Source organism: Sphingobacteriales bacterium (assembly GCA_016699615.1).
Classification (GTDB): domain Bacteria; phylum Bacteroidota; class Bacteroidia; order Chitinophagales; family JADIYW01; genus JADJSS01.
On record CP064984.1, the window covers coordinates 2,456,673 to 2,477,595 of the forward strand.

Sequence of the window (20,923 nt, forward strand, 5' to 3'; positions counted from 1 at the left end):
GTAAAAATAATCGAACAAAAAGAATATATTAGCAAAAATATCTTAAATTATTTTATATGGCATTATTAAAATTTCCAGAAAATTTCATTTGGGGCACTTCAACAGCAGCATATCAAATAGAAAAAGCAGGCGAACACGATTGGAAAGGATTTAAAAGTATGGATGGTAGCATCTTTGATAATTGTAGTATGCATGATTCGCACCGTGATGAAGATTTAGAGCTAATATGCCAAGTAAGTAATGGATACAGAATGAGCCACGATTGGAGCAAGCTACAAAAAGCACCATTTGCTGAATTTGATGAGAAAGAAGCTGATGCTTATTTGCAATTTATGCAAGAACTAAAAAACAGAGGCATGCATATAATGCTTGTGTTGCACCATTTTACGCATCCAAAATGGTTTGTGGAGGCTGGTAGTTGGGAAAAAGGCGATAACTACAAAATGTGGGTAGATTTTGCAAAAAAATCAGTAGATAAATATGGACACTTAGTAGATACTTGGAATACTTTCAATGAACCAAACGTATATGTTAGTAATGGATATTTAATGGGTAATTTTCCACCATTCAAAAAAGGTAAGTTGTTTTTAGCTAGAAAAGTTTTGAAAAAGATGGAAATGGCACATAATGAAGTATACGATTATATACATCAGAGATTTCCTAATGCAAAAGTTGGAATATCACACAATACAGTAAAATTTGTTGGAGAAATATTTCCAGGTCATTTATTAGCAAAATTATTCGATTGGTGGTTTATGGATTATTGCCACAAGCATTTCCAAAAAGTAGATTTTCAAGGCTTGAGTTATTATGCCAGAATGCCATTCAGACCATTGCCTATTGATAATATTACACAACCAGGAAAATTAGAAAAATTAGGCAGAAAATCTGATTTGATGTGGGAATATAAACCAGAAGAATTTTACCACATATTTCATAGATATTATAAAGAAAATAAAAGACCAATTATTATCACAGAAAGTGGCGTATGCACACATGACCCAAATTTTAGAATTGAAAGCATTAAAGAATATTTAGGTTGGATACATAAAGCACAACAAGATGGTATTCCAATACAAGGCTATTTCCATTGGAGCACAATAGACAACCATGAATGGAATATTGGCTTACACTACAAATTTGGATTGGTAAGTGTAAATTTTGAAACTGGCGAGCGCACCATGACAGAAGCAGGACGATTTATGAAAAAAGTAGCAACTGAAAACGCAGTTGAAGTTTGATATGATATAAATAAAGAATAATGTAATTATATTTTTTTTATTTCGAGTATGATTTTTTGTTTACATTTCTCCCATGTAAAATGTTTATCATATACTAAAGGTTGAGGTTGAATATCTGCTTCATCAAAATAACTAAGGCTCTTATAAACCATGAAGATTGAGTTGTTATTGTATTTTTGTGAATAAAAGTCAAACATATCTTTTAACTCAAATTCTTGTAGCAAGTAGAAAATATCTATAAAATCTTTTTTAGAACCTCTTCCAGCAATAGCGTTGAGTTTCATGGCTGCAATGTCTTTTTTAGCAACCAATCTTATATTATTAATTAATAGATGTGCATCCAACAGTGGATAATTGTAACATACAAAATCTACTTTTATATTATTTATATTTGTAATTAATATGTTTTTAGAAAAACTAAGAACTTGAGTTTTGCCAATTTTGCTTATAATATCTATAAATAAATCTGTTTCAATTGCTGCATTGCCAAATAAATCAATATCTATTGAATTTCTATGCCCAATTTGCAAAGCTAATGAAGTACCTCCAACTAAATTAAAATTAGAGAATGTGTCTTCTAACATTAGTTTTTCTAAGAGTTCCAAGAGTTCTGGAGCAACTGTCTGTTTTTGTAGCATGTAAATTCAGATTTATCAATATTAAATATTGTAGAAACAAATGAAAGCGTTACGGCATCTAAGTTTTTTGCTTTTAAAGCTGCTTCTTTAATATTATCCATACCATATAAACTTACAATTAATTTCCAGTCATCCATTGTGCCATATTCTAAAACTCTTGTAATAAAAAATGATTGATACTTTATTAAATCAAATAAAGCTAAATCTACATCCCAAAATAGATGTGGTGAGAAATCTTGTATTGAAATGGTTTTTCCCATCAATCAAAGATATGATATTTCATTTTAAAAAATATAGTATTAAACTACTATAAACCTAAACTGTTTAATTTAATTTTTATTCTTTCGCTTAAGTCTTCACTCACAGGCATTAATGGCAATCTGATATTCTCGCTACAAATATCTACATGATGTAATGCACATTTTACGCCAGCTGGGTTGCCTTGCTCAAACATCATATTGATTAAATCATCAAGTAGGAAAACAGTTTTTCTTGCTGATGCAAAATCATTGTTTAATGCTTGATGTACCATTTCAGTGAATAGTTTTGGCGTGGCATTTGCCATTACAGAGATAATGCCATCGTAACCTAAAGCTATTTGTGGTACAATCAAATCATCATTTCCAGATAATAAATAAAAATTATCAGGTTTGTTGTGTGCCAATTCAATTATTTGCGACCAATCTGAAGTTGCTTCTTTTATGGCGATAATATTGCTAAAATTTTCAGCTAGTTTTAAGGTTGTACTTGCTTTTATATTGCTTGATGTTCTTCCTGGAACATTGTATAAAATTAAAGGTAATTCAGTGCTTAGCGCAATTGCTTTGTAATGCTCATACAAACCATCTTGAGTTGGTTTGTTGTAATATGGCGAAACTGATAAAATGGCATCTACACCAGTTAAGTCAAATGATTTTAATTCTTCAGCAATTTTTTGTGTGTAGTTGCCTCCAAATCCTGCGATAACAGGAACACGTTTAGATACCACACTCACAGTTGCACTTATCAAATCTTGTCTTTCTTTGTCGTTCATAGTTGCTACTTCGCCAGTAGTTCCAAGTACCACAACATAATCCACCTTATTTTCTATGACGTAGTTACATAGTTTCTCGTATTGATTAAAATTAATCGTTCCATCTTCATTAAATGGTGTTACCAATGCAACGCCTACGCCTTTTAGATTTATACTACTCATTATGCTAAAATATTGCTCTAATTTCAGAAAAATAATTGAAATAAAATAGGATTTGACTTAAAATGAACATTAAATTGAGGATAATAATTTAATGTAATTAAGATTCTTCTTGGTAATATATTTTGTAAAATTTTCTACCATCGTCATCAACGCCTTGCTGAATTAAACTTGTATTTCCATGTATGTATATATGAAAATTTTTGTCCAATTTAAGCACACTTTTGAAATATTTTGCCTGTTTCTTTACTGCTGGTGCAGAAATTTCAAATTTCTCTTGAAAATCAAAGTCATTATCTAGTTGATAAGTTTCGTCGTATTTTCTAAAAGATTCTATGATGTTTTTGTCTACTAATACTTCTTCTTCAAACGCAGCTTGATGAAATGTGTCGTTTTTCTTAAAATATTGTACAGAACGATTCAATAATTCTATTTGGTCTGATTTAGAAGTTTCAAATTCTTCTGGCAATTGCTCCACAATATATGATTTTGCAAATTGCAAAAACTGATTTGTTGCATTGATGTTGTCATCTTTTAGTTCAACACTCAAAAACTCATTTTGCCAATAATCTGTTTCTACTTTTGCATTGTCTATCACTAAAATAGTATAAGGTTCTTCCGTTTGCAAAATCAAACATGCTTTGTCTAATTTTCTACCGTTGATGCCTTCTTTCAAATGCATTTCCAAATCTTGTTGTTTTGAAGTTATTTCTATAAAATTGTCTTTATTTTCAATTTTGTAGATGCCAATTGCATTGTATAATTGACCATTAAATTTTACGTCATCAAATTTTATTACAAACAAATCTCCATCTTTTATATTTTGGTGTTTTGATACAGATTTCAAGTAATGATATATTTGTTGTGATGTATTTACAAAGTCTGATGCATTGAAAATTGATTTTGCCAATTTATATAATGCATGTAATTCTAAGTCTATAGTGTGCGTGAATTGATAGGTTGCATTGCAAGTATTAAAAGGCTTTAAAAATATTTTCTTTAAAATTTCTTCTTCAAATTCATATTCAATGTCGTACGTTTTTTGGTTGACTAATGATTTTCTGTCGTCTGCTATTTTATGAAATATAAGTTTTCTAATCGCTGCCTCATTAAATTCTATCATGTATTTTTTTGACTAAAATAATGAAATTTAGATTGTAATAATTAAATATTTATCATTCAAGTCAATAAAATCTATGTTTTGTTGCTTAAGTATTTTTTTGTAAATATTCTGGTGTCTGTAATCATTGTTGCACGCAATAATCATTTGTTTGAAATTAAATTTGTCTTTAATGATGTTTAAGTCTAAGTAAATATTATTTGAAACAATTAAATAATCAACTTCGATAGTAGAACTAAAGTTTTTGTACTGATGATTGTCTAATATGTAGAATAATTTATTATCGAATTGAAGTGTCTTTGATTCTAATGGCTTTGTGTTTTTTTGTCTTCCATAGCATTGTCTAAAAGCATTATGTATATTGAAATTATAGTCTTTTGCAGAAATCGGATTGTAATAATATAAATCAAATTTGTCTTTGTGTTGATAGCTAATTGCAAGATTATTCTTCAGATTATAAAGTATTATTTTGTCTTTTTTATAATTATCATATGTTGTGTAGTAGGTAGATAAAACAATAATGATAGCTACACTTATTGCATAAATGAGATATTTGTATTTTAATCTATTTATAAAAACAAAAAGCAATATTGCTACTACAAACATGAGTAATACTTGATAAAAATTAATGTACAAATAATCAATCTTTGCAAATGGCAATGATGCAATTTTTTCTGTACACCAAATAAAAATATCTATACATAATGATGTGAAGCAGCCAATGTATTTTGCTAAAAATGGAACGAAAGAAAATGGCAATAACGCAATTGAACTCCAAAGGATAACAGAAGAAAGTGGAATGGCGAAGATATTTGCAAATAGAAAATACGTAGGAAAATTTCCAAAATAATATATAACTAAAGGTGTGGTAAATATTTGCGCAGCAATACTTGCAGCCCATAATTGCCAAATATAATCAGCAATTTTATTTGATGTATAATACAATCCATAAATTGGCTTGTAGAATGTAAATAAGCCAAGCATGGCAAGATATGAAAGTTGAAAGCCAATATTGTAAATCAATAATGGCTCAAATAACAATTGCAAAAATGCTGCACCAAATAACATATTGATAGATGAAGCGTCTTCTTTTATGATTTTACCAAAGTTTAGTAATGAAAATAAAATAGCAGCACGCACCACAGCAGGAGATAAACCAACTACAAATGCAAATAGCCAAATTAATAATGCAGCAACAATGAATTTTGAAAATCTAATTGTGAAATTTCTATTTGGTATAAATCGCAACAAAAATGAAATTAATAAGTATATAATTCCAACATGTAAGCCAGACACAGAAAGTATATGCACAATACCAATTTGAGAAAATGATGCATATAGCTCAGAATCAATTTCAGCACGATGACCAAGTAAAATACCATCAGCCAATGCAAAATTTTGTTCCTTTGGAATGTATTTTCGCAATAAATTCTGCATCATAATTGAAAGATTATTACTCCATTTTTTCAATAAATATTTATTTGTATGTGTTATAAATTTCAATTCATTTTCTTTGACATAAGTTTGATGATAAATTTCATCTAAGGCCAAATAGTTTTTATAATTAAATTGCCCAATATTTCTTGGCTCATCTATTTGTTTAGGATTTAATTTTATAAAAACTTTATCGCCAATATTCAATTGTTTTATGTTGTCAGTTTTCTGAGTATACACTAATAGTTTGCCATTTGCTTGTACTATTTCTTTGTTTTTATTAATGATTGATTCAATTACTAAAGCACTTTTGTAAGATTTTTCTTTTTCTTCTATTGCTTGATGGATATAGCCAATTGCATATTCAGCTTGCTGTTTTGAAAAATGTATTGCTTGATTGTTTAACTTAAAATATTGTGTATAGAGAAGTGCAAAGATAAATACAATAATACTAGAGAAAATATTCAATATTGTTTTGTTGTATTTCTTGTAAAATATATTCAATAATATATAAAATATTAAAATTGGCAGAATTATCCAAGTGTATTTTGTGTTTATATCGTACGAATAACCAAGCAAAATGCCTAGAATAAAACTAATCAGAATTTTATACCATGGAGCATAATCTACATTCATAGCTCAAATATAAATATTAGGAATAAACAAAACAAAACTTATCTTTGCACTAAAATTTTCGTTTTGAGTCGTGTAATATACTTTGACAATGCTGCAACTACGCCAATAACTAAAGACGTAGTAGATGCTATGTTGCCTTATTTTAATGAATATTTTGGAAATCCATCGTCAATTTATAGTCATGGTAGAGAAACGAGAGCTGCCATAGAAACAGCAAGGAAAACAATCGCAAAATTGTTAAATGCACACACTTCAGAAATTATTTTTACATCAGGTGGCACAGAAGCAAACAATATGGCTATCAAAGGTGCCGTGCAATATCTTGGTGTCCAAACCATCATAAGTTCAAAAATTGAGCATCACTGTGTGTTGCATACATTAGAATATTTAGAAAAATATCATCAAGTAAAAATTGAGTATGTTGCACTTGATGAAAAAGGCATTGTTGATTTAGCTCATTTAGAAACATTATTACAACAAGGCAGTGAAAAGAAATTGGTGTCGTTGATGCATGCAAACAACGAAATAGGAAATTTATTACCAATAAATGATGTTGCTATTTTGTGTGAGAAATATAATGCATACTTACATTCAGATACAGTACAAACTTTCGGACATATTTCAATAGATACACAAGCAGTCGCAGTAGATTTTTTATCAGGCTCGGCACATAAATTTCATGGTCCAAAAGGCGTTGGTTTTTTGTACATGAGGAAGAAAAATAAAGTACAATCATTTATTCATGGTGGCGGACAAGAGCGTGGTTTTAGAGCAGGCACAGAAAATGTATATGGTATTGTTGGTATGGCAAAAGCAGCTGAAATTGCATATCAAAATTTAGATAAAGATGCAGCGTATATTTTATCGATAAAACAATATTTTATTCAACAATTACAAGAGAGTTTTGATGATATACAGATTTGTGGCAACATGGAAAATAGTTTATATACTGTATTAAATATTTCATTTCCAAATAAAGAAAACACAATGATGTTGCTGTTTAATTTAGATATCAAAGGTGTTTGCGCAAGTGGTGGAAGTGCTTGTAGTAGTGGTGCTGCAACAGGCTCGCATGTTATACAAGCCATTTTGCCAAATGTAGATAGAGTGAATGTTAGATTTTCTTTTTCTAAATTAAATACAACAGAAGAAGTGGATGTTGTTATACAATCTTTGAAAGCAATTTTAGTCTAAAATAATTTCGTCAATCAACTTAGCAATTGCTTCATAGTTTGTGTATATATTTTGTTGTTTGATGCTTAAATCTTCTAATACTTTTTTGATTTTTGGATGTGATTTTATTTTGCTTAAAACCAAATCTTGAATGATTTTATTTTTCCAATATTCTTGTTGATTTATTCTAAGCTCATTTTCATGAACAGAAAGATAGTAATTCGAAATTAAATTGTAGATATTTTTAATGCCAGTATTTTCCAATGCAGATGCAAGCACTATTTTTGTTTCCCAATTACGCTGTTGTTGGTTCATTAATGGCAAAATACTTTTAATTTGAGTCATGCTAATTTTTGCCTTAGTCAAATGTTCATTATCAGCTTTATTAATAATGATGATGTTTGCCAATTCCATTATGCCACGTTTGATGCCTTGTAATTCATCACCAGCATTTGGTAAAAGTAGCAGTAAAAAAATATCAACTATATTGCGTACTTCAATCTCAGATTGACCAACACCTACTGTTTCAACAATGATGTAGTCAAATCCAAATGCTTCGCAAATTAAACTTGTCTCATAGGTTTTTCTAGCTACACCACCTAAATAATCACCATTTGCACTTGGTCTAATGTATATGTTTTTATGATGAATTAAATCACCCATTCTTGTTTTATCACCTAATATACTTCCTCTAGAAATTGTGCTACTTGGATCTATTGCTAAAACTGCAATGCTTTTATTGTTATCTAATATATGTTTTCCTAAGCTATTTATAAATGTACTTTTTCCTACACCAGGCGAGCCAGAAATGCCAATTTTCTTAGCTTTTTTATTTTGTTGTATACAAAATTCTATTAACTGATTTGCAGTTGCTTGGTGTGTGTCTGCGTTGCTTTCTATTAAAGTTATAGACTTGCTGAGTACATTTCTGTCTTTTTGCAATATGCCATTAGTGTAATATGATAATGGTTCTAAGTTCAAAAATTTAATTATTTAATTCCTGAAAAGCTAGCCAAGCCATCAATCCAGCGCCAATCTCTAAGCAATTTTCATCTACATCAAAATGTGGTGTGTGTATTGGTGATGTAATACCTTTTTCTACATTTCCAGTTCCTAGTCTATAAAAACATGCAGGCACAATTTGTGTGTAGTAGCTAAAATCTTCTGCTGTCATTCTTATAGGATGTTCTTCCACATTTTCTTTTCCAAGATATTCTACAGCATGATTAAATGCATTTTGTGTAGTTGTAATATCATTGTACAAAAATGGATAGCCGTGTGCAATATTTATATCAATACTTGCGCCCATACTTTCTGCAATGTTTGTTGCTATTTTAATGATTTTTTCTTTTGCTTCTTCTCGCCAATTTTCATCAAATGTTCTAAGTGTACCTTCCAATTTTACTTCTTCAGGAATAATATTTGTAGCACCATTAGCTATAAATTTTCCAATACTAAGTACAGTTGGCATTGTTGGATTGGCATTTCTACTTACAATCTGTTGCAATGCTACTACAATATGCGATGCTATTAATACTGTGTCAATTGCTAAATGTGGCACAGCACCATGTCCACCATTCCCTTTTATTGTAATATATATTTCATCGCAACTTGCCATAGAAAGTCCAGTTTTAAATGCCACTTTTCCAGTTTCAAGTTGTGGTAATACATGTTGTCCAAATATTTTTTCTACACTTGGGTTGCTCAAAACGCCTTCTTTTATTAAAATTGATGCACCACCAGGCAATTTTTCTTCAGCTGGTTGAAAAATGAATTTTATTTGTCCTTCAAAATCATCTTTTATGTCATTCAAAATTTTTAATGCACCAAGCAAACAAGTTGTATGTACATCATGTCCACATGCATGCATAATACCTTTTTTTGTGGAGCAATAACTAACTTCATTTTTTTCTTCAATAGGCAATGCATCAATATCAGCACGTAAGGCAATCGTTTTTTTATCAGGATTTTTACCTTTTATGATACCAATAATTCCATTGCCACCTACATCTTTAGTATAGTTAATATTTAATAAGTCTAATTGATTTGCAATATATTTTGCTGTTTCAGTTTCTTCAAAACTCAATTCAGGATGCGCATGTAAATATCTTCTAATTTCAATTAAATTATCTGATTCTTGATGTGCAATTTTTTTTATCTTTTCTAAGGTATTCATACAATACGTTCTTCTTGTAAAAATAAACAATTCTATATTAAGCTATTTTCATTTTTTGTATTAATTTTAAGTATGACAGAATTTGATGTAATTGTAATAGGAGCTGGTCCAGGTGGATATGTAGCAGCAATTCGTGCGGCACAGCTAGGTAAGAAGGTTGCTATTGTAGAAAAAGAAAATTTAGGTGGTGTTTGTTTAAATTGGGGTTGCATTCCAACTAAAGCATTATTAAAATCAGCACAAATATATGAATATATAAAAGATGCATCAGAATATGGTGTGCATATAGAACATTCAAGTTTAGATTTTGATGCAGTGATTCAGAGAAGTAGAAAAATTGCAAATGAAATGCAACAAGGCATTCAATTCCTTATGAAGAAAAATAAAATATCAGTTTTTCAAGGATATGGGAAATTATTACCTGGAAAAAATGTTGAAGTAACATCTGATAATGAAATAAAGATTTTAAGTTCAGAGTATGTTATTCTTGCAACAGGAAGTTCTTCCAAATCAGTGCCTGCATTGCCAATAGATAATAAGTATATTATTGATTATAGAAAAGCTTTGGTATTAGATAATAAGCCTAATCAATTAGTGATAGTTGGTGCTGGAGCAATTGGTGTGGAATTTGCATATTTTTTTAACTCAATAGGCACAAAAGTTACCTTAATTGAGTTTGCTAAACATATTTTACCAAATGAAGATGATGCAGTTTCAATTGAATTAGAAAAGATATTAATAAAAAAAGGAATTAATATTCTTACATCATCAAAAGTATTGAGTTCAATTATTCGTGATGAAAATGTTCGACTAATTGTAAATACTGCCGAAAGTGAAATTGAAATAAATACAGAGTTAGTACTTAGTGCAGTTGGCATCAAAGCGAATATCGATAATATAGGTTTGGAATATTGTGGTATTCAAACGCAAAATAGCAAAATACAGACAGATGAATATTGCCAAACAAATATACAAGGTGTGTATGCAATTGGCGATATTATAACAGGACAAGCATTGGCACATGTAGCAAGTGCAGAAGGAATAGTTGCTGCAGAGCATTTAGCAGGATATAGCACTTTGCCAATAAATTATAATAATATTCCATCAAGTGTGTATTGCACACCAGAAATTGCAAGTGTTGGCTACACAGAGCAGTATTTAAAAGATAACAATATTGATTATATAGTTGGTAAATTTCCTTTTTCTGCATCAGGAAAAGCAAAAGCAGTTGGCAAAAAAGAAGGTTTTGTAAAAGTTCTAATTGATAAAAAGTACGATGAAATATTAGGCGCACATGCTATTGGCGAAAATGTTAGTGAAATCATTCAAGAAATTGTATTGGCAAGAAATGTAGAAGCAACAGCAACTTCAGTAATGCATTGCATACATGGACATCCAACAATTTCTGAGACAATTAAAGAAGCCATAGAACAATCAAAACAACAATCTATACATTTGTAAATAAATATTTAAAATAATGTTGCTAAAATGTTCTAATATTAAAATAAATTATTATATTTGAGTAATTAAAAATTTTTAAAATGAAAAAAGTAAAAATGTTATTCGTGATGGTGTTAGCAGTGTTAGCACTATCTATTTCTTCTTGTAAGAAAGCAAAAGCTAAAAACTGTAACGAAGCAGTAACTGATTATTTAAATGCTTCCGATGCATATCATAACAGCGAATATACGGTGGCTGATTGTGAAACACTTAAATCAGCACTAAAATCTTTTATCGATGATTGTCTTTCCAAATTTCCTGAAGCATCTAGAGCTGAAATTCAAGATTGGTATGATGAAATAGACAGTATGGGTTGCGAAGCATATGTAGCTGAAGAAGAAGTAACAAGACAAGCAAAATAATTTAATTTTCTAAGAATTTTTTAAATGGCTCAATTTATTGAGCCATTTTTTTTATCAAACATAAATAAGTTCGAAATCTTAAAATAAAAAGTAAGTAATTTATTATCTTACACAAAACTAATACGCAATGTCGCCAAGTTTAATTCTAATTTGCATTTTTATTTATTTCTTGTGTTTAATTTTTATCGGATGGATTACCTCAAGAAAAGCAAATGAAGATTCTTATTTTATTGGAAACAAACAATCAGTTTGGTATATCGTTGCTTTCGGTTTAATTGGAGATTCATTATCTGGATTAACTTATTTGTCCGTTCCTGGTTCTGTGAAAGCAGCACAGTTTAATTATTTTCAAATTGTTCTAGGATATGTATTAGGATATTGGGCAATTGCCTATTTTTTATTGCCATTGTATTACAAACAAAATCTAACATCTATTTATACTTATTTGCAAAATAGAATAGGCACAATTTCGCAACGCACAGGCTCATTTTATTTTATTTTATCAAGGTTAATAGGTGCTGGTGGACGATTGTTTTTAGCTGCAATGGTTTTGCAAAAATTTGTGTTTGATGCCTTCTTTATTCCATTTCCAGTCACAGTAGCAATAATAATATTCTTGATGTTGGTATACACTTATCGTGGTGGTATCAAAACTTTAGTTTGGACAGATATGTTTCAATCTTCGTTTCTTTTACTAGGCGTTTTGCTTACCATTGTTTTTATACTACAAAGATTAGATTGGAATATAATGGATGCCTATTATCAAATTAAAGATTCAGAATATTCAAAAGTTTTTTTCTGGGATTGGCAAGCTAAAAATTATTTTTGGAAACAATTTATAGGTGGCGCATTTATTGCAATTTGCATGACTGGACTTGACCAAAACATGATGCAAAAAAATTTGAGTTGCAAATCATTATCAGAAGCACAAAAAAATATAAATGCATTTAGTATCATAGTTGTTGTAGTAAATATGTTTTTTCTTGCATTAGGTGCATTGTTGTATATATATGCTACTAAGATGAATATTGCATTGCCCGAAAAACCAGATCAATTGTTTCCTGCTTTAGCATTCAATCATTTGGGAAAAATTGCTGGTCTTGTATTTGTAATTGGATTGACAGCTGCAACTTTTAATAGCGCAGATTCTGTACTCACTACACTTACCACATCATTTTACATAGATGTATTGCATATTAAAAGTAATGAAAATGCTGAGAATAAAAATAAAAGACATATCATACATATTGCTTTTGCTGTAGTATTGTTCTTTGTTGTATTAGCTTTTGGTTTGTTTACAGACCAATCTTTGGTATTCACAGTTTTAGATATTGCAGGCATTACCTATGGTCCACTTTTGGGCTTGTTTGTATTTGGTATGTTCACCAAAAGAAATGTAAAAGATATATATGTTCCTATTGTTTGTGTGATAAGCCCAGCTATATGTACTTTCTTATATTTTTCAAGTAAAAATAAAGCAATTTGGCTTGGTGGTTATCAAATAGGAGCAGAGCTATTAATAATTAATGGTCTACTTACATTTTTAGGATTATTTATACTAAGCCAAAAACCTAAATAATTATTCCATCTCTCATGGTGATTTTTTTATCAGCTTTTTCTGCCAATTTCTCGTTGTGTGTAACAATGATAAATGTTTGATTGAAGTTTGTTTTTAATTTGAAAAACAAATCATGCAATTCTTCTGAACGCTCAGTATCTAAATTTCCAGTTGGCTCATCTGCCAAAACTACCAATGGACTATTGATTAATGCTCTTGCAACAGAAACTCTTTGTTGTTCGCCACCAGAAAGTTCATTTGGTTTATGGTGCATACGATTGGTAAGTCCCATAAAATCTAATAATTCTTTAGCTTTTTTTTCTGCTTCTGTTGTTTTTGTTTTTGCAATATATGCAGGAATGCAAATATTTTCTAATGCTGTGAACTCAGGTAATAAATGATGAAATTGAAATACAAAGCCCAAGTTTTTATTTCTAAAAATCGAAAGTTCTTTGTCTTTTAAATCAGAAATGTTTTTACCATCAATATTTACAATGCCTTTGTCAGCTTTGTCTAGTGAACCAATAATATGTAATAGTGTGCTTTTTCCAGCTCCTGATGGTCCAATAATACATGCCAATTCTGCTTTCTTAATTTCTAATGAAACACCTTTTAGTACTTCAAGGTTGGCATATGATTTATGTATATTAGTGCAACTTATCAATGTGTAAAAAATTAAAACGAACAATGGTGGCAATATAACCATGCGCCAGCATTTACATTATATTTAATACTATCCATGTCTTCGTATATTTGAGATGTATGACTTAAAATTAATACTCTATATAAAACTGAATTTCGTGGTTTTATCACAATTGCTTTCATTGCATTTTTTTCAATCTCTTTTGTTAATATATTTGCACTGTTCCTATTCTGAAATGCGCCTACACAAATATATGCATTAGCTATTTTGTTATTACTTAATAAGTTATTTGCTTCCGCTTTTTTACTTTCATTAATTGAGGTAAAAGTTGTTGTGTCAATTTTTGTAGCTGCAATAAATGTTTGTGTATCTATATTTGATGCAAATGCTTCTGTTGAGTTTTGTGTGTCTTTTGTAACTATATTTTGTTGAGTAGCTTCGTTTCCTTTTTGTGGTGTATTGTTTTTAGGCATAAACCAACTTTTTATATTTGGAAAAAAAGAAGCTATAGAATAGTTGTGCTTAAATTTGTTTTGTTGTAATACGCCAATCGTTCCTACAAAAAATAAAAGTAAAAAGATTGGAATTATGTATATTAACTTACTGCGTTTACGACTTTGGGCAACAATTTCTGGAATTGCATCTTTTAATCTTGATATTGGTGTGATACCTACAATTGGTAGTCCATAATTTTCACAAGAAAAATTATTTTGGAAAGACTCAAAAAGAATATTGTTATTTTGGTCAAGATATAGTCTGCCTATATTTTTTAGAATATGGTTTTTATTTTGTTGTAGATTGTTTTTGATGTTTTCTGCGTATTCAAATACAATCTTTTCAGCTTCTGCATAAGAAATTTGGTGTTTGTTTTGTACAGCGTGTATCAGTACACCATCATTGTTTTGCAGTTGTCTGTTGAATGCAATAGATTTTCCTGGTGGATATATTTTTTGCTCAATTGCTTCTACTTTTGCATTAGAATAATTTCCTATCCATGCACCAATTTTTGGAACAATCACACAATTATTAGTATAAAGCAGTTCTACAATTATTTCATCAATCACAGCATAAAGTTAATAAGATATCTTGATACCACCAATAGCTTGGAAACTATATGTTGGATAACTAACGAAACGCTGATATTTTTGAAATGCCAAATTATTTAAGTCGATAAATGCACCAATATTTTTAGTAAAGAAATAAGTTGCACTTAAATTTAAGTCTACAACACCTTTTATTTGTTCTGAAATTCTGTTGGTAATCAAGCCACTTTCTATTGTCTGTCTCGTTGCGTTCATTTTTCCATAAGCAATCAAGTTTAGATTCACATGTAATTTGTTTTTCCAATTATAGAACGCTGTAAAATCTGCTTTTAGATTTGGTTGATAAGATAATTCGGAAGTTGTATTTTTATATATAAAATAATCTAAAGTTACATTTGCGCCAAATTGATTGCCTTTTTGGAAACCTAAACTAAAACTTGGATTCCATGCTTTTAATCTATGTACATAATCAGCTTGGAAAGTGGCATTTGGTGGATAGTTAATAGTTGTTGTATCATATGTGTTGTCAATAAACTGAAGGTGATTTCTGTTTACCAACTGAGAAAAACTTACATTGTAATAAAATCCTGAAAATGCACCACGAAGTCCAATAAATGTGCGTTTTTCATTGATTTGATTTTTAAAGTTATTATCATAGATAAATGCATTTTCTAGTGATGTTTGGTGTAGACTATTGATTTTTACATTTGAGTTCCATTCATTATACATCACCAAATAGTTTTTGTATATTTTTAATGTATTTAAGAATGATGGAAGTACATAAAACTTATTGTTTGTAATCATCATGTTTGCACCAGCTTGTAGTTTCCAAATTTTATATTGTACAATTGCATAAGGATTTACAGCAATTGAAAATCTATTGTTTTTTGATGTATCATCTTTGTAAGCAATATTATTTGCCCAAAAGTTGGCGCCAGCACCAATATTTTGCATAAACATATATGAGCCTTTTGCTTTTATATCTATAGTTGTTTCTTTTTGTTTTAAAGTGTTGCTTGTATTCTGAAAACCTACATTTGCACTATAATCATAATCTTTGTCTGCAATATTTTTTAGATAGATGTCTGCGCCAAATCTTTTGTACATATTTTTTACATCATTTTTTTCTAACAATGTATCTGTGTTACCATAAAAATGATATTTATCAAATTGAAATGTAGCTGATGCACCAACTAATGCACTGTTTTTAATGAAATATTCACCAAAACCTTTTGCTTTCAAATCAAAATATTCTTGAAATCTTGGTTTTTTTGCTTTAGAGTAAATAAAATCTGCATTTAATCCAGCACGATATTTTGCTTGATTTGGATTGACGATGGATAAATTTAATAATGGAGTAAGGTAATTTCCAAAGCCAGCTTTTGCATAAAAAAACTTTTGTTTTTCATTTGGTTTTATTGCAACTTTTATTGGCTTAATATCTTCAGCAAGATATTTTATTTTTCCTTTTACATCAGCAAAGTTATATGTCTGTTCGTCAGCTTTTGTTTTGTTTATTTTTGGAATATCTGGCGAAAGCGGAACTTTCTCACTATTGATGAGAATTGGTTCATAATTTTGTATGATATTTACTTCATCTAATTCAAGAATAGAATCTTTTGTTGTTTGAGCAAACGTTATTTGTGCAAACAATAATGAAATAATAAGTGTTGTATGATATCTATTAAACATTTTCTTGTGTATTATTTTTATAACTAATTTATTTGTCAAACTGTAGAATGCTACTATTGCTTGGTAATTTCAGATTTGAATTTTGAGTTTCTGAGTCAAGTATTAATTGTAATTTCTCTTTAGCTTCTTTTAGTACATCATCATCAAAAGAATAATTGTCTACCAAACTTTGTAGTGTTGCTTTTGCTTGCAAAAGTTTGTTGTTTGTTTTGTATATATCACTCAAAAGAATATAAGATTTTCCTAAATAATATTCGTATGCTGGAAATAAATCATTGTATTTTAAACATTCAGCTTCAGCTTGTTTTAAATTCTTTTTGTCATAATATATTTTAGCTATTGTGTATTGTGCTTCTGCACCTTGTTCGTTGTTTAATGAAGCTGCAATATTTTGTAATTCTGGTAGTGCTTTATCGTATTCTTTTAAGTTGTAATGAGAAATGCCTTTGTAGTAAGCAATTTCTTTTTTATAAAACTCAGGAAGATTTGGAATTGCTTTTACTTTTTCTACATAAGTAAGTGCATTTGCATAATTTTTTAACTTAAAGTTGGTGCGCATCAATCCAATTTGGTACTCACGTTTATTTTCATCTAAGGTAGCAATGCTTTCCAATTTTGTATAGTATTGTTGCGCTTGCGCCATATCTTTTTTGTCAAAGTATAGGATGTTTGCTGCTCTTGCTGTAGAACGTTCTGTAAATCTATTTTGTGCTACATTTGCAATATTGATGTAGTCTGGCAATGCTTTGTCAAAGTTTTGTAAACTATAATTACATTCTGCTCTATAAAATTTTGCTTGCAAATTGAAAAACCCATTTGGAAATTGAAGAATATAATTATTAAAACCATCTAATGCTTGTTGTATATTTCCTTTTTGAAACTGATTTTCTGCACTCAAATATACAATTGAATCTTGTGCTGATGTTGTAAGGTTGCTGTTGCCATATTTTGATGCATATTTGATATAAGCATTTGCATCGCCTTTTTCTATATAAATATCTTTGATAGCTAATAATGCTTCGTTAGCATTTGGTGTATTTGGATATTTTTCTACAACTTTTTTGTACCAATTTAATGCTTCATCATAGTTGTTGTTATTATATTCAATTAATCCTAATTTTATATAGGTTTCTGGTACTCTATCAGATTTTGGATATTTTTGTAATAATGTATTGAATGTTTGTTTTGCATCAGCCGATTTGCTTAAGGAAAATTGAGTGTTTCCTGCTTGGAATAATGCATCGTCTGCAAATGATGAATTTGGAAATCTTGTAGCTAATGCGCTCATGCCAGCAATTTTATCATTATACTTTCCAGATAATCCGTCAATAATTGATTTTTGATATAATGCATAATCGGCACCTTGGTAATTATTTTTTATTACAATGTCATAATTTACATCAGCATTGTTGTATTGTTTTTGAATAAAATAAGCATCAGCCAATCTTAATAATGCATCTGGATAAATTGTTTGATTGATGTTTGATGACGTATTGTTTTTTAAACCATTCAATGATTTTGAAAATTGTTCTGCTGCGTTTGGATAGTCTTTTTCTTTATAGTAATTGTAGCCTTTTAAGTAATATGCTGTTCCTTCATTTGCTGTATTAGCATCTGCGGCAACTACATTTTTATTTAAACTCAAAAATTTATCTACGAGTTGTTTGCTTTTTGTATAGTCTGATTTTTGATAGGCAATATCTGCTTTCCAATAATAGGTAAGTGCTTCGTAAGATTTGTTGTTGGTGTATTTTAATGCTTTATTGAAAATGGCATCAGCTTCATCCATTTTTTTATCGTTGTATAAACTTAATGCTTTTAAATAAGCCATCTGCTGATAGCTGTTTTGTAACTTGGTAGATACTTGCGGCAAGTTTTCTATGATTTGCATAGCTTCATCATAGTTTTTTGTAATTAAAAATATATCAGCTAATATTTCATTGGCTTCATTGTAATACTGAGATTTTGGATAGTCTACAATGAATTTTTTAAGTGTAATTAATGCTTCGTTTGTTGCATTCAATTCATACGCCAATTTTGCATATTGGAAAATTGATTCTTCTTTTATTGCTTTATTAAAATCTAATCTTGCAGCCTGTAAAAAAGCATTTTTTGCCTCAGTTTTGTTGTTTATTTTTACATAGCATTTTGCCAACTGATACATTGCATTTTGTCCTAGCTCTGTTTCTTGTGATGATAATTGTTCTAAGTTTTTTACTGCACTATTACAATCATTTTCTTGTGCTTGCACATAACCTAAAATATAATAATCTTCAGGCGTAGCTTTTATAGATTGTTTCATATATTGCTCCAAATAGAATTTAGATTTATCATACTGTTGCAATTCAAAGAAAGCATTTCCTAATAAGTGTGCTATTTCATTGCTGTACTTTATATTTTCTTTTAATTTTGGTTCAGCATAACTTACCAAAGCTTTGTAATCTTTATTAATAAATTGGATAGATGCAATGTAATATGGAATTATTTTTTCATACTTTTTTGAGTTTTCTAATTGCTGAAATGTTTTATAAGCTGAGTTGTAATCATTAGAATAGTAAGCACACAAACCACCATAGTATAATGCATCTTCTTTGTAGTATGATGTTGAATTTGCAATCGCATTGAATTTTGGTCTTGCTTCTTTAAATTTTTTAAGCGCAAATAAAGAAAATGCTTCTTTGTAATCAAATGCTTCTCTTTGTGTTTTTGAAAGTTGTTTTTTATCTACTGCTTCAAAATATACAATTGCATCTTGGTAGTTTGGAATGCCAAATGCAATTTCTCCTAATAAAAAATTAGCAATACTGATGTTTGGATTTCCAGGATAGTCTTCGATAAATTGTAGTAATTGCGCACTTGCATCTGATGCTTGTGTAGCTTTTGCACAAGCTGCTTTTATAAAAATTGCATCAGCTAATGTATTGTTGTCAATTTGCTTTGGGTCTTTTTGGTATTCAATCAAAAAGTTTTGAATAATAGGGTAGGCGATAGCATATCTTTCAAAAGCTATATGTTCTTTCGCTTCTTTATATTGTTTGAGTAAGTCTTGGTGTTTGAGCGATGCTTGTGCCGAAAGTAATGATGGTGCTAATAAAAAGATAAAAATCCAAAAATATTTTTGCATAAATAATGTTTGTGTACAAATTTGATAAAATAATTCATTGCAAAGGTGTACTAATTCTTAAAAAGTATTAAGAAGAATTATACACTAATTGTGTATTGCACTTTTAACATAAAATTAGATATTTATGCAATGTTGAAGCCTGAAATCACAAGTGATTTTATTTTCGTTTCATTTTTTCATGCAATTCTTTGAATAAACCACGTGCAATCAATAATTTCATGATTTCGTTGGTGCCTGCATATATTCTAGCTACTCTATTGTCTGCATAAGCTCTTGCAATGTAGTATTCCCACATATAACCATAGCCACCATGCAATTGTACACACTCATCTACAACTAGTTGGTGCATGTCTGTACATGAATATTTTGCCATAGATGCTGTTTCTGGTGTTAGTTGTCCATTGCAGTACAATTGTACGCATTTATCTACAAATACTTGGTGTATTTGTATTTGTGTTGCTAATTCTGCTAATTTGAATTGTGTATTGTGAAAAGCAGCTACTGGTTGCTTAAATGCTTCTCTTGTTGTTGTGTATTGTATGGTGTTTTCTAATGCACCTTCTGCACCACCACTTGCCATCAATGCAACTGATAATCTTTCTCTGCCTAATTTTTGCATCATATAAACGAAGCCTTTACCTACTTCGCCTAATAAATTTTCTTTTGGAATGGATACATTGTCAAAAAATAATTCACAAGTATCTTGAGCTTTCATACCCACTTTTTTAAAAGGTTTGCCTTTAGAAAAACCATCTCTTGTTGCTTCTATTAAAAATAAACTGATGCCTTTAAATTGTCCGTCTACAATAGTTCTTGCAGCAATGATAGCCAAATCACTCATGTAACCATTGGTAATAAATGTTTTCTGACCATTGATGATGTAATGGTCGCCTTTGTCTTCTGCTGTAGTTTTTAATGCTTGTAAGTCACTGCCACAACTAGGCTCAGTCATACCAATTGAAGAAATAATTTCGCCAGTACACATTTTTGGAAGCCATTGTTGTTTTTGTGCTTCTGTGCCATAATCAATAATATAAGGTGCAACGATATCTGAGTGTAAAAAGAAACCTGGACCTAAATAACCTGCTTTTGATATTTCTTCAGTAATTAAGGCACAAAAAGAAAAATCTAATCCAGCACCACCATATTGTTCTGGAACATCTAAACATAATAATCCAGTTTCGCCAGCTTTTAACCATACATCTCTACTTACCATGCCATCTTCTTCCCATTGAGCATGATATGGTGCTATTTCTTTCTCTACAAATTGTTGAGTAGTTTTTTGTAGTAATTCATGCTCTTCTGTGCTGTAGATATCTCTTTTGATTTTAATATTAGCGTACATATTTTATTAATTATTGAATATTATAAAAATAATTGTTTTTTTAAAA

General features: G+C 29.8%; 17 protein-coding genes. 5 read left to right on the forward strand and 12 right to left on the reverse strand.

What is annotated here, in order from left to right; translation table 11 throughout:
* The first annotated feature begins 56 nt into the window (after positions 1-56).
* The gene (locus tag IPK18_11600; GenBank protein QQR97491.1) at positions 57-1,241 is read left to right on the forward strand and encodes a glycoside hydrolase family 1 protein; all 1,185 of its coding nucleotides are present in this window, start codon (positions 57-59) and stop codon (positions 1,239-1,241) included.
* Positions 1,242-1,267: 26 nt separating this feature from the next.
* On the opposite strand, the gene IPK18_11605 is transcribed toward IPK18_11600, so the two are convergent.
* The 5 genes from IPK18_11605 to IPK18_11625 form a co-directional block, all read right to left on the reverse strand.
* The gene (locus IPK18_11605; GenBank protein QQR97492.1) at positions 1,268-1,879 is read right to left on the reverse strand and encodes a nucleotidyl transferase AbiEii/AbiGii toxin family protein; all 612 of its coding nucleotides are present in this window, start codon (positions 1,877-1,879) and stop codon (positions 1,268-1,270) included.
* Entirely contained in the window at positions 1,834-2,139 is a 306-nt protein-coding gene (locus IPK18_11610) for a hypothetical protein (protein ID QQR97493.1), read from the reverse strand. Before IPK18_11610 ends, IPK18_11605 begins: the two co-directional genes overlap by 46 nt.
* A 47-nt stretch (positions 2,140-2,186) precedes the next feature.
* Complete coding sequence (locus tag IPK18_11615; GenBank protein ID QQR97494.1) at positions 2,187-3,074, reverse strand: 4-hydroxy-tetrahydrodipicolinate synthase; 888 nt, start codon at positions 3,072-3,074, stop codon at positions 2,187-2,189.
* Between the two features lie 97 nt (positions 3,075-3,171).
* On the reverse strand, positions 3,172-4,194 hold the full coding sequence (locus IPK18_11620; protein ID QQR97495.1) for a nucleoid-associated protein: 1,023 nt from the start codon (positions 4,192-4,194) through the stop codon (positions 3,172-3,174).
* A 27-nt stretch (positions 4,195-4,221) separates the two neighbouring features.
* On the reverse strand, positions 4,222-6,261 hold the full coding sequence (locus tag IPK18_11625; GenBank protein ID QQR97496.1) for a ComEC/Rec2 family competence protein: 2,040 nt from the start codon (positions 6,259-6,261) through the stop codon (positions 4,222-4,224).
* 63 nt (positions 6,262-6,324) lie between these two features.
* On the opposite strand from IPK18_11625, the gene IPK18_11630 reads away from it, so the two are divergent.
* On the forward strand, positions 6,325-7,455 hold the full coding sequence (locus IPK18_11630; protein QQR97497.1) for a cysteine desulfurase: 1,131 nt from the start codon (positions 6,325-6,327) through the stop codon (positions 7,453-7,455).
* Here the strand turns inward: IPK18_11630 and meaB are convergent.
* A complete protein-coding gene (gene meaB, locus IPK18_11635; GenBank protein ID QQR97498.1) occupies positions 7,447-8,415 on the reverse strand; it encodes a methylmalonyl Co-A mutase-associated GTPase MeaB in 969 nt (322 codons plus the stop codon). The two genes, IPK18_11630 and meaB, sit on opposite strands and share 9 nt — an antisense overlap.
* Before the next feature lie 4 nt (positions 8,416-8,419).
* Positions 8,420-9,610 carry an amidohydrolase gene (locus IPK18_11640; GenBank protein ID QQR97499.1) on the reverse strand — a complete coding sequence of 397 codons (1,191 nt, stop codon included), beginning with the start codon at positions 9,608-9,610 and terminating at the stop codon, positions 8,420-8,422.
* 72 nt (positions 9,611-9,682) lie between these two features.
* Here IPK18_11640 and lpdA point away from each other — a divergent pair, with 72 nt between their 5' ends.
* From lpdA to IPK18_11655, 3 genes are all read left to right on the forward strand, one after another.
* A complete protein-coding gene (gene lpdA / locus IPK18_11645; protein QQR97500.1) occupies positions 9,683-11,071 on the forward strand; it encodes a dihydrolipoyl dehydrogenase in 1,389 nt (462 codons plus the stop codon).
* Positions 11,072-11,151: 80 nt separating this feature from the next.
* Entirely contained in the window at positions 11,152-11,472 is a 321-nt protein-coding gene (locus IPK18_11650) for a hypothetical protein (protein ID QQR97501.1), read from the forward strand.
* 127 nt (positions 11,473-11,599) lie between these two features.
* On the forward strand, positions 11,600-13,051 hold the full coding sequence (locus IPK18_11655) for a sodium:solute symporter (GenBank protein ID QQR97502.1): 1,452 nt from the start codon (positions 11,600-11,602) through the stop codon (positions 13,049-13,051).
* Here the strand turns inward: IPK18_11655 and IPK18_11660 are convergent.
* The 5 genes from IPK18_11660 to IPK18_11680 form a co-directional block, all read right to left on the reverse strand.
* Positions 13,044-13,694: an ABC transporter ATP-binding protein gene (locus IPK18_11660; GenBank protein ID QQR97503.1), complete on the reverse strand. Its 651-nt coding sequence runs from the start codon at positions 13,692-13,694 to the stop codon at positions 13,044-13,046. The two genes, IPK18_11655 and IPK18_11660, sit on opposite strands and share 8 nt — an antisense overlap.
* An 11-nt stretch (positions 13,695-13,705) precedes the next feature.
* Entirely contained in the window at positions 13,706-14,737 is a 1,032-nt protein-coding gene (locus IPK18_11665; protein ID QQR97504.1) for a hypothetical protein, read from the reverse strand.
* Between the two features lie 9 nt (positions 14,738-14,746).
* Positions 14,747-16,408 (reverse strand): hypothetical protein, encoded by a 1,662-nt coding sequence (locus IPK18_11670; protein ID QQR97505.1) that lies wholly within the window; start codon positions 16,406-16,408, stop codon positions 14,747-14,749.
* Positions 16,409-16,436: 28 nt separating this feature from the next.
* Complete coding sequence (locus IPK18_11675; protein QQR97506.1) at positions 16,437-19,532, reverse strand: tetratricopeptide repeat protein; 3,096 nt, start codon at positions 19,530-19,532, stop codon at positions 16,437-16,439.
* A gap of 157 nt (positions 19,533-19,689) precedes the next feature.
* On the reverse strand, positions 19,690-20,877 hold the full coding sequence (locus tag IPK18_11680; protein QQR97507.1) for an acyl-CoA dehydrogenase family protein: 1,188 nt from the start codon (positions 20,875-20,877) through the stop codon (positions 19,690-19,692).
* Between the last annotated feature and the right edge of the window lie 46 nt (positions 20,878-20,923).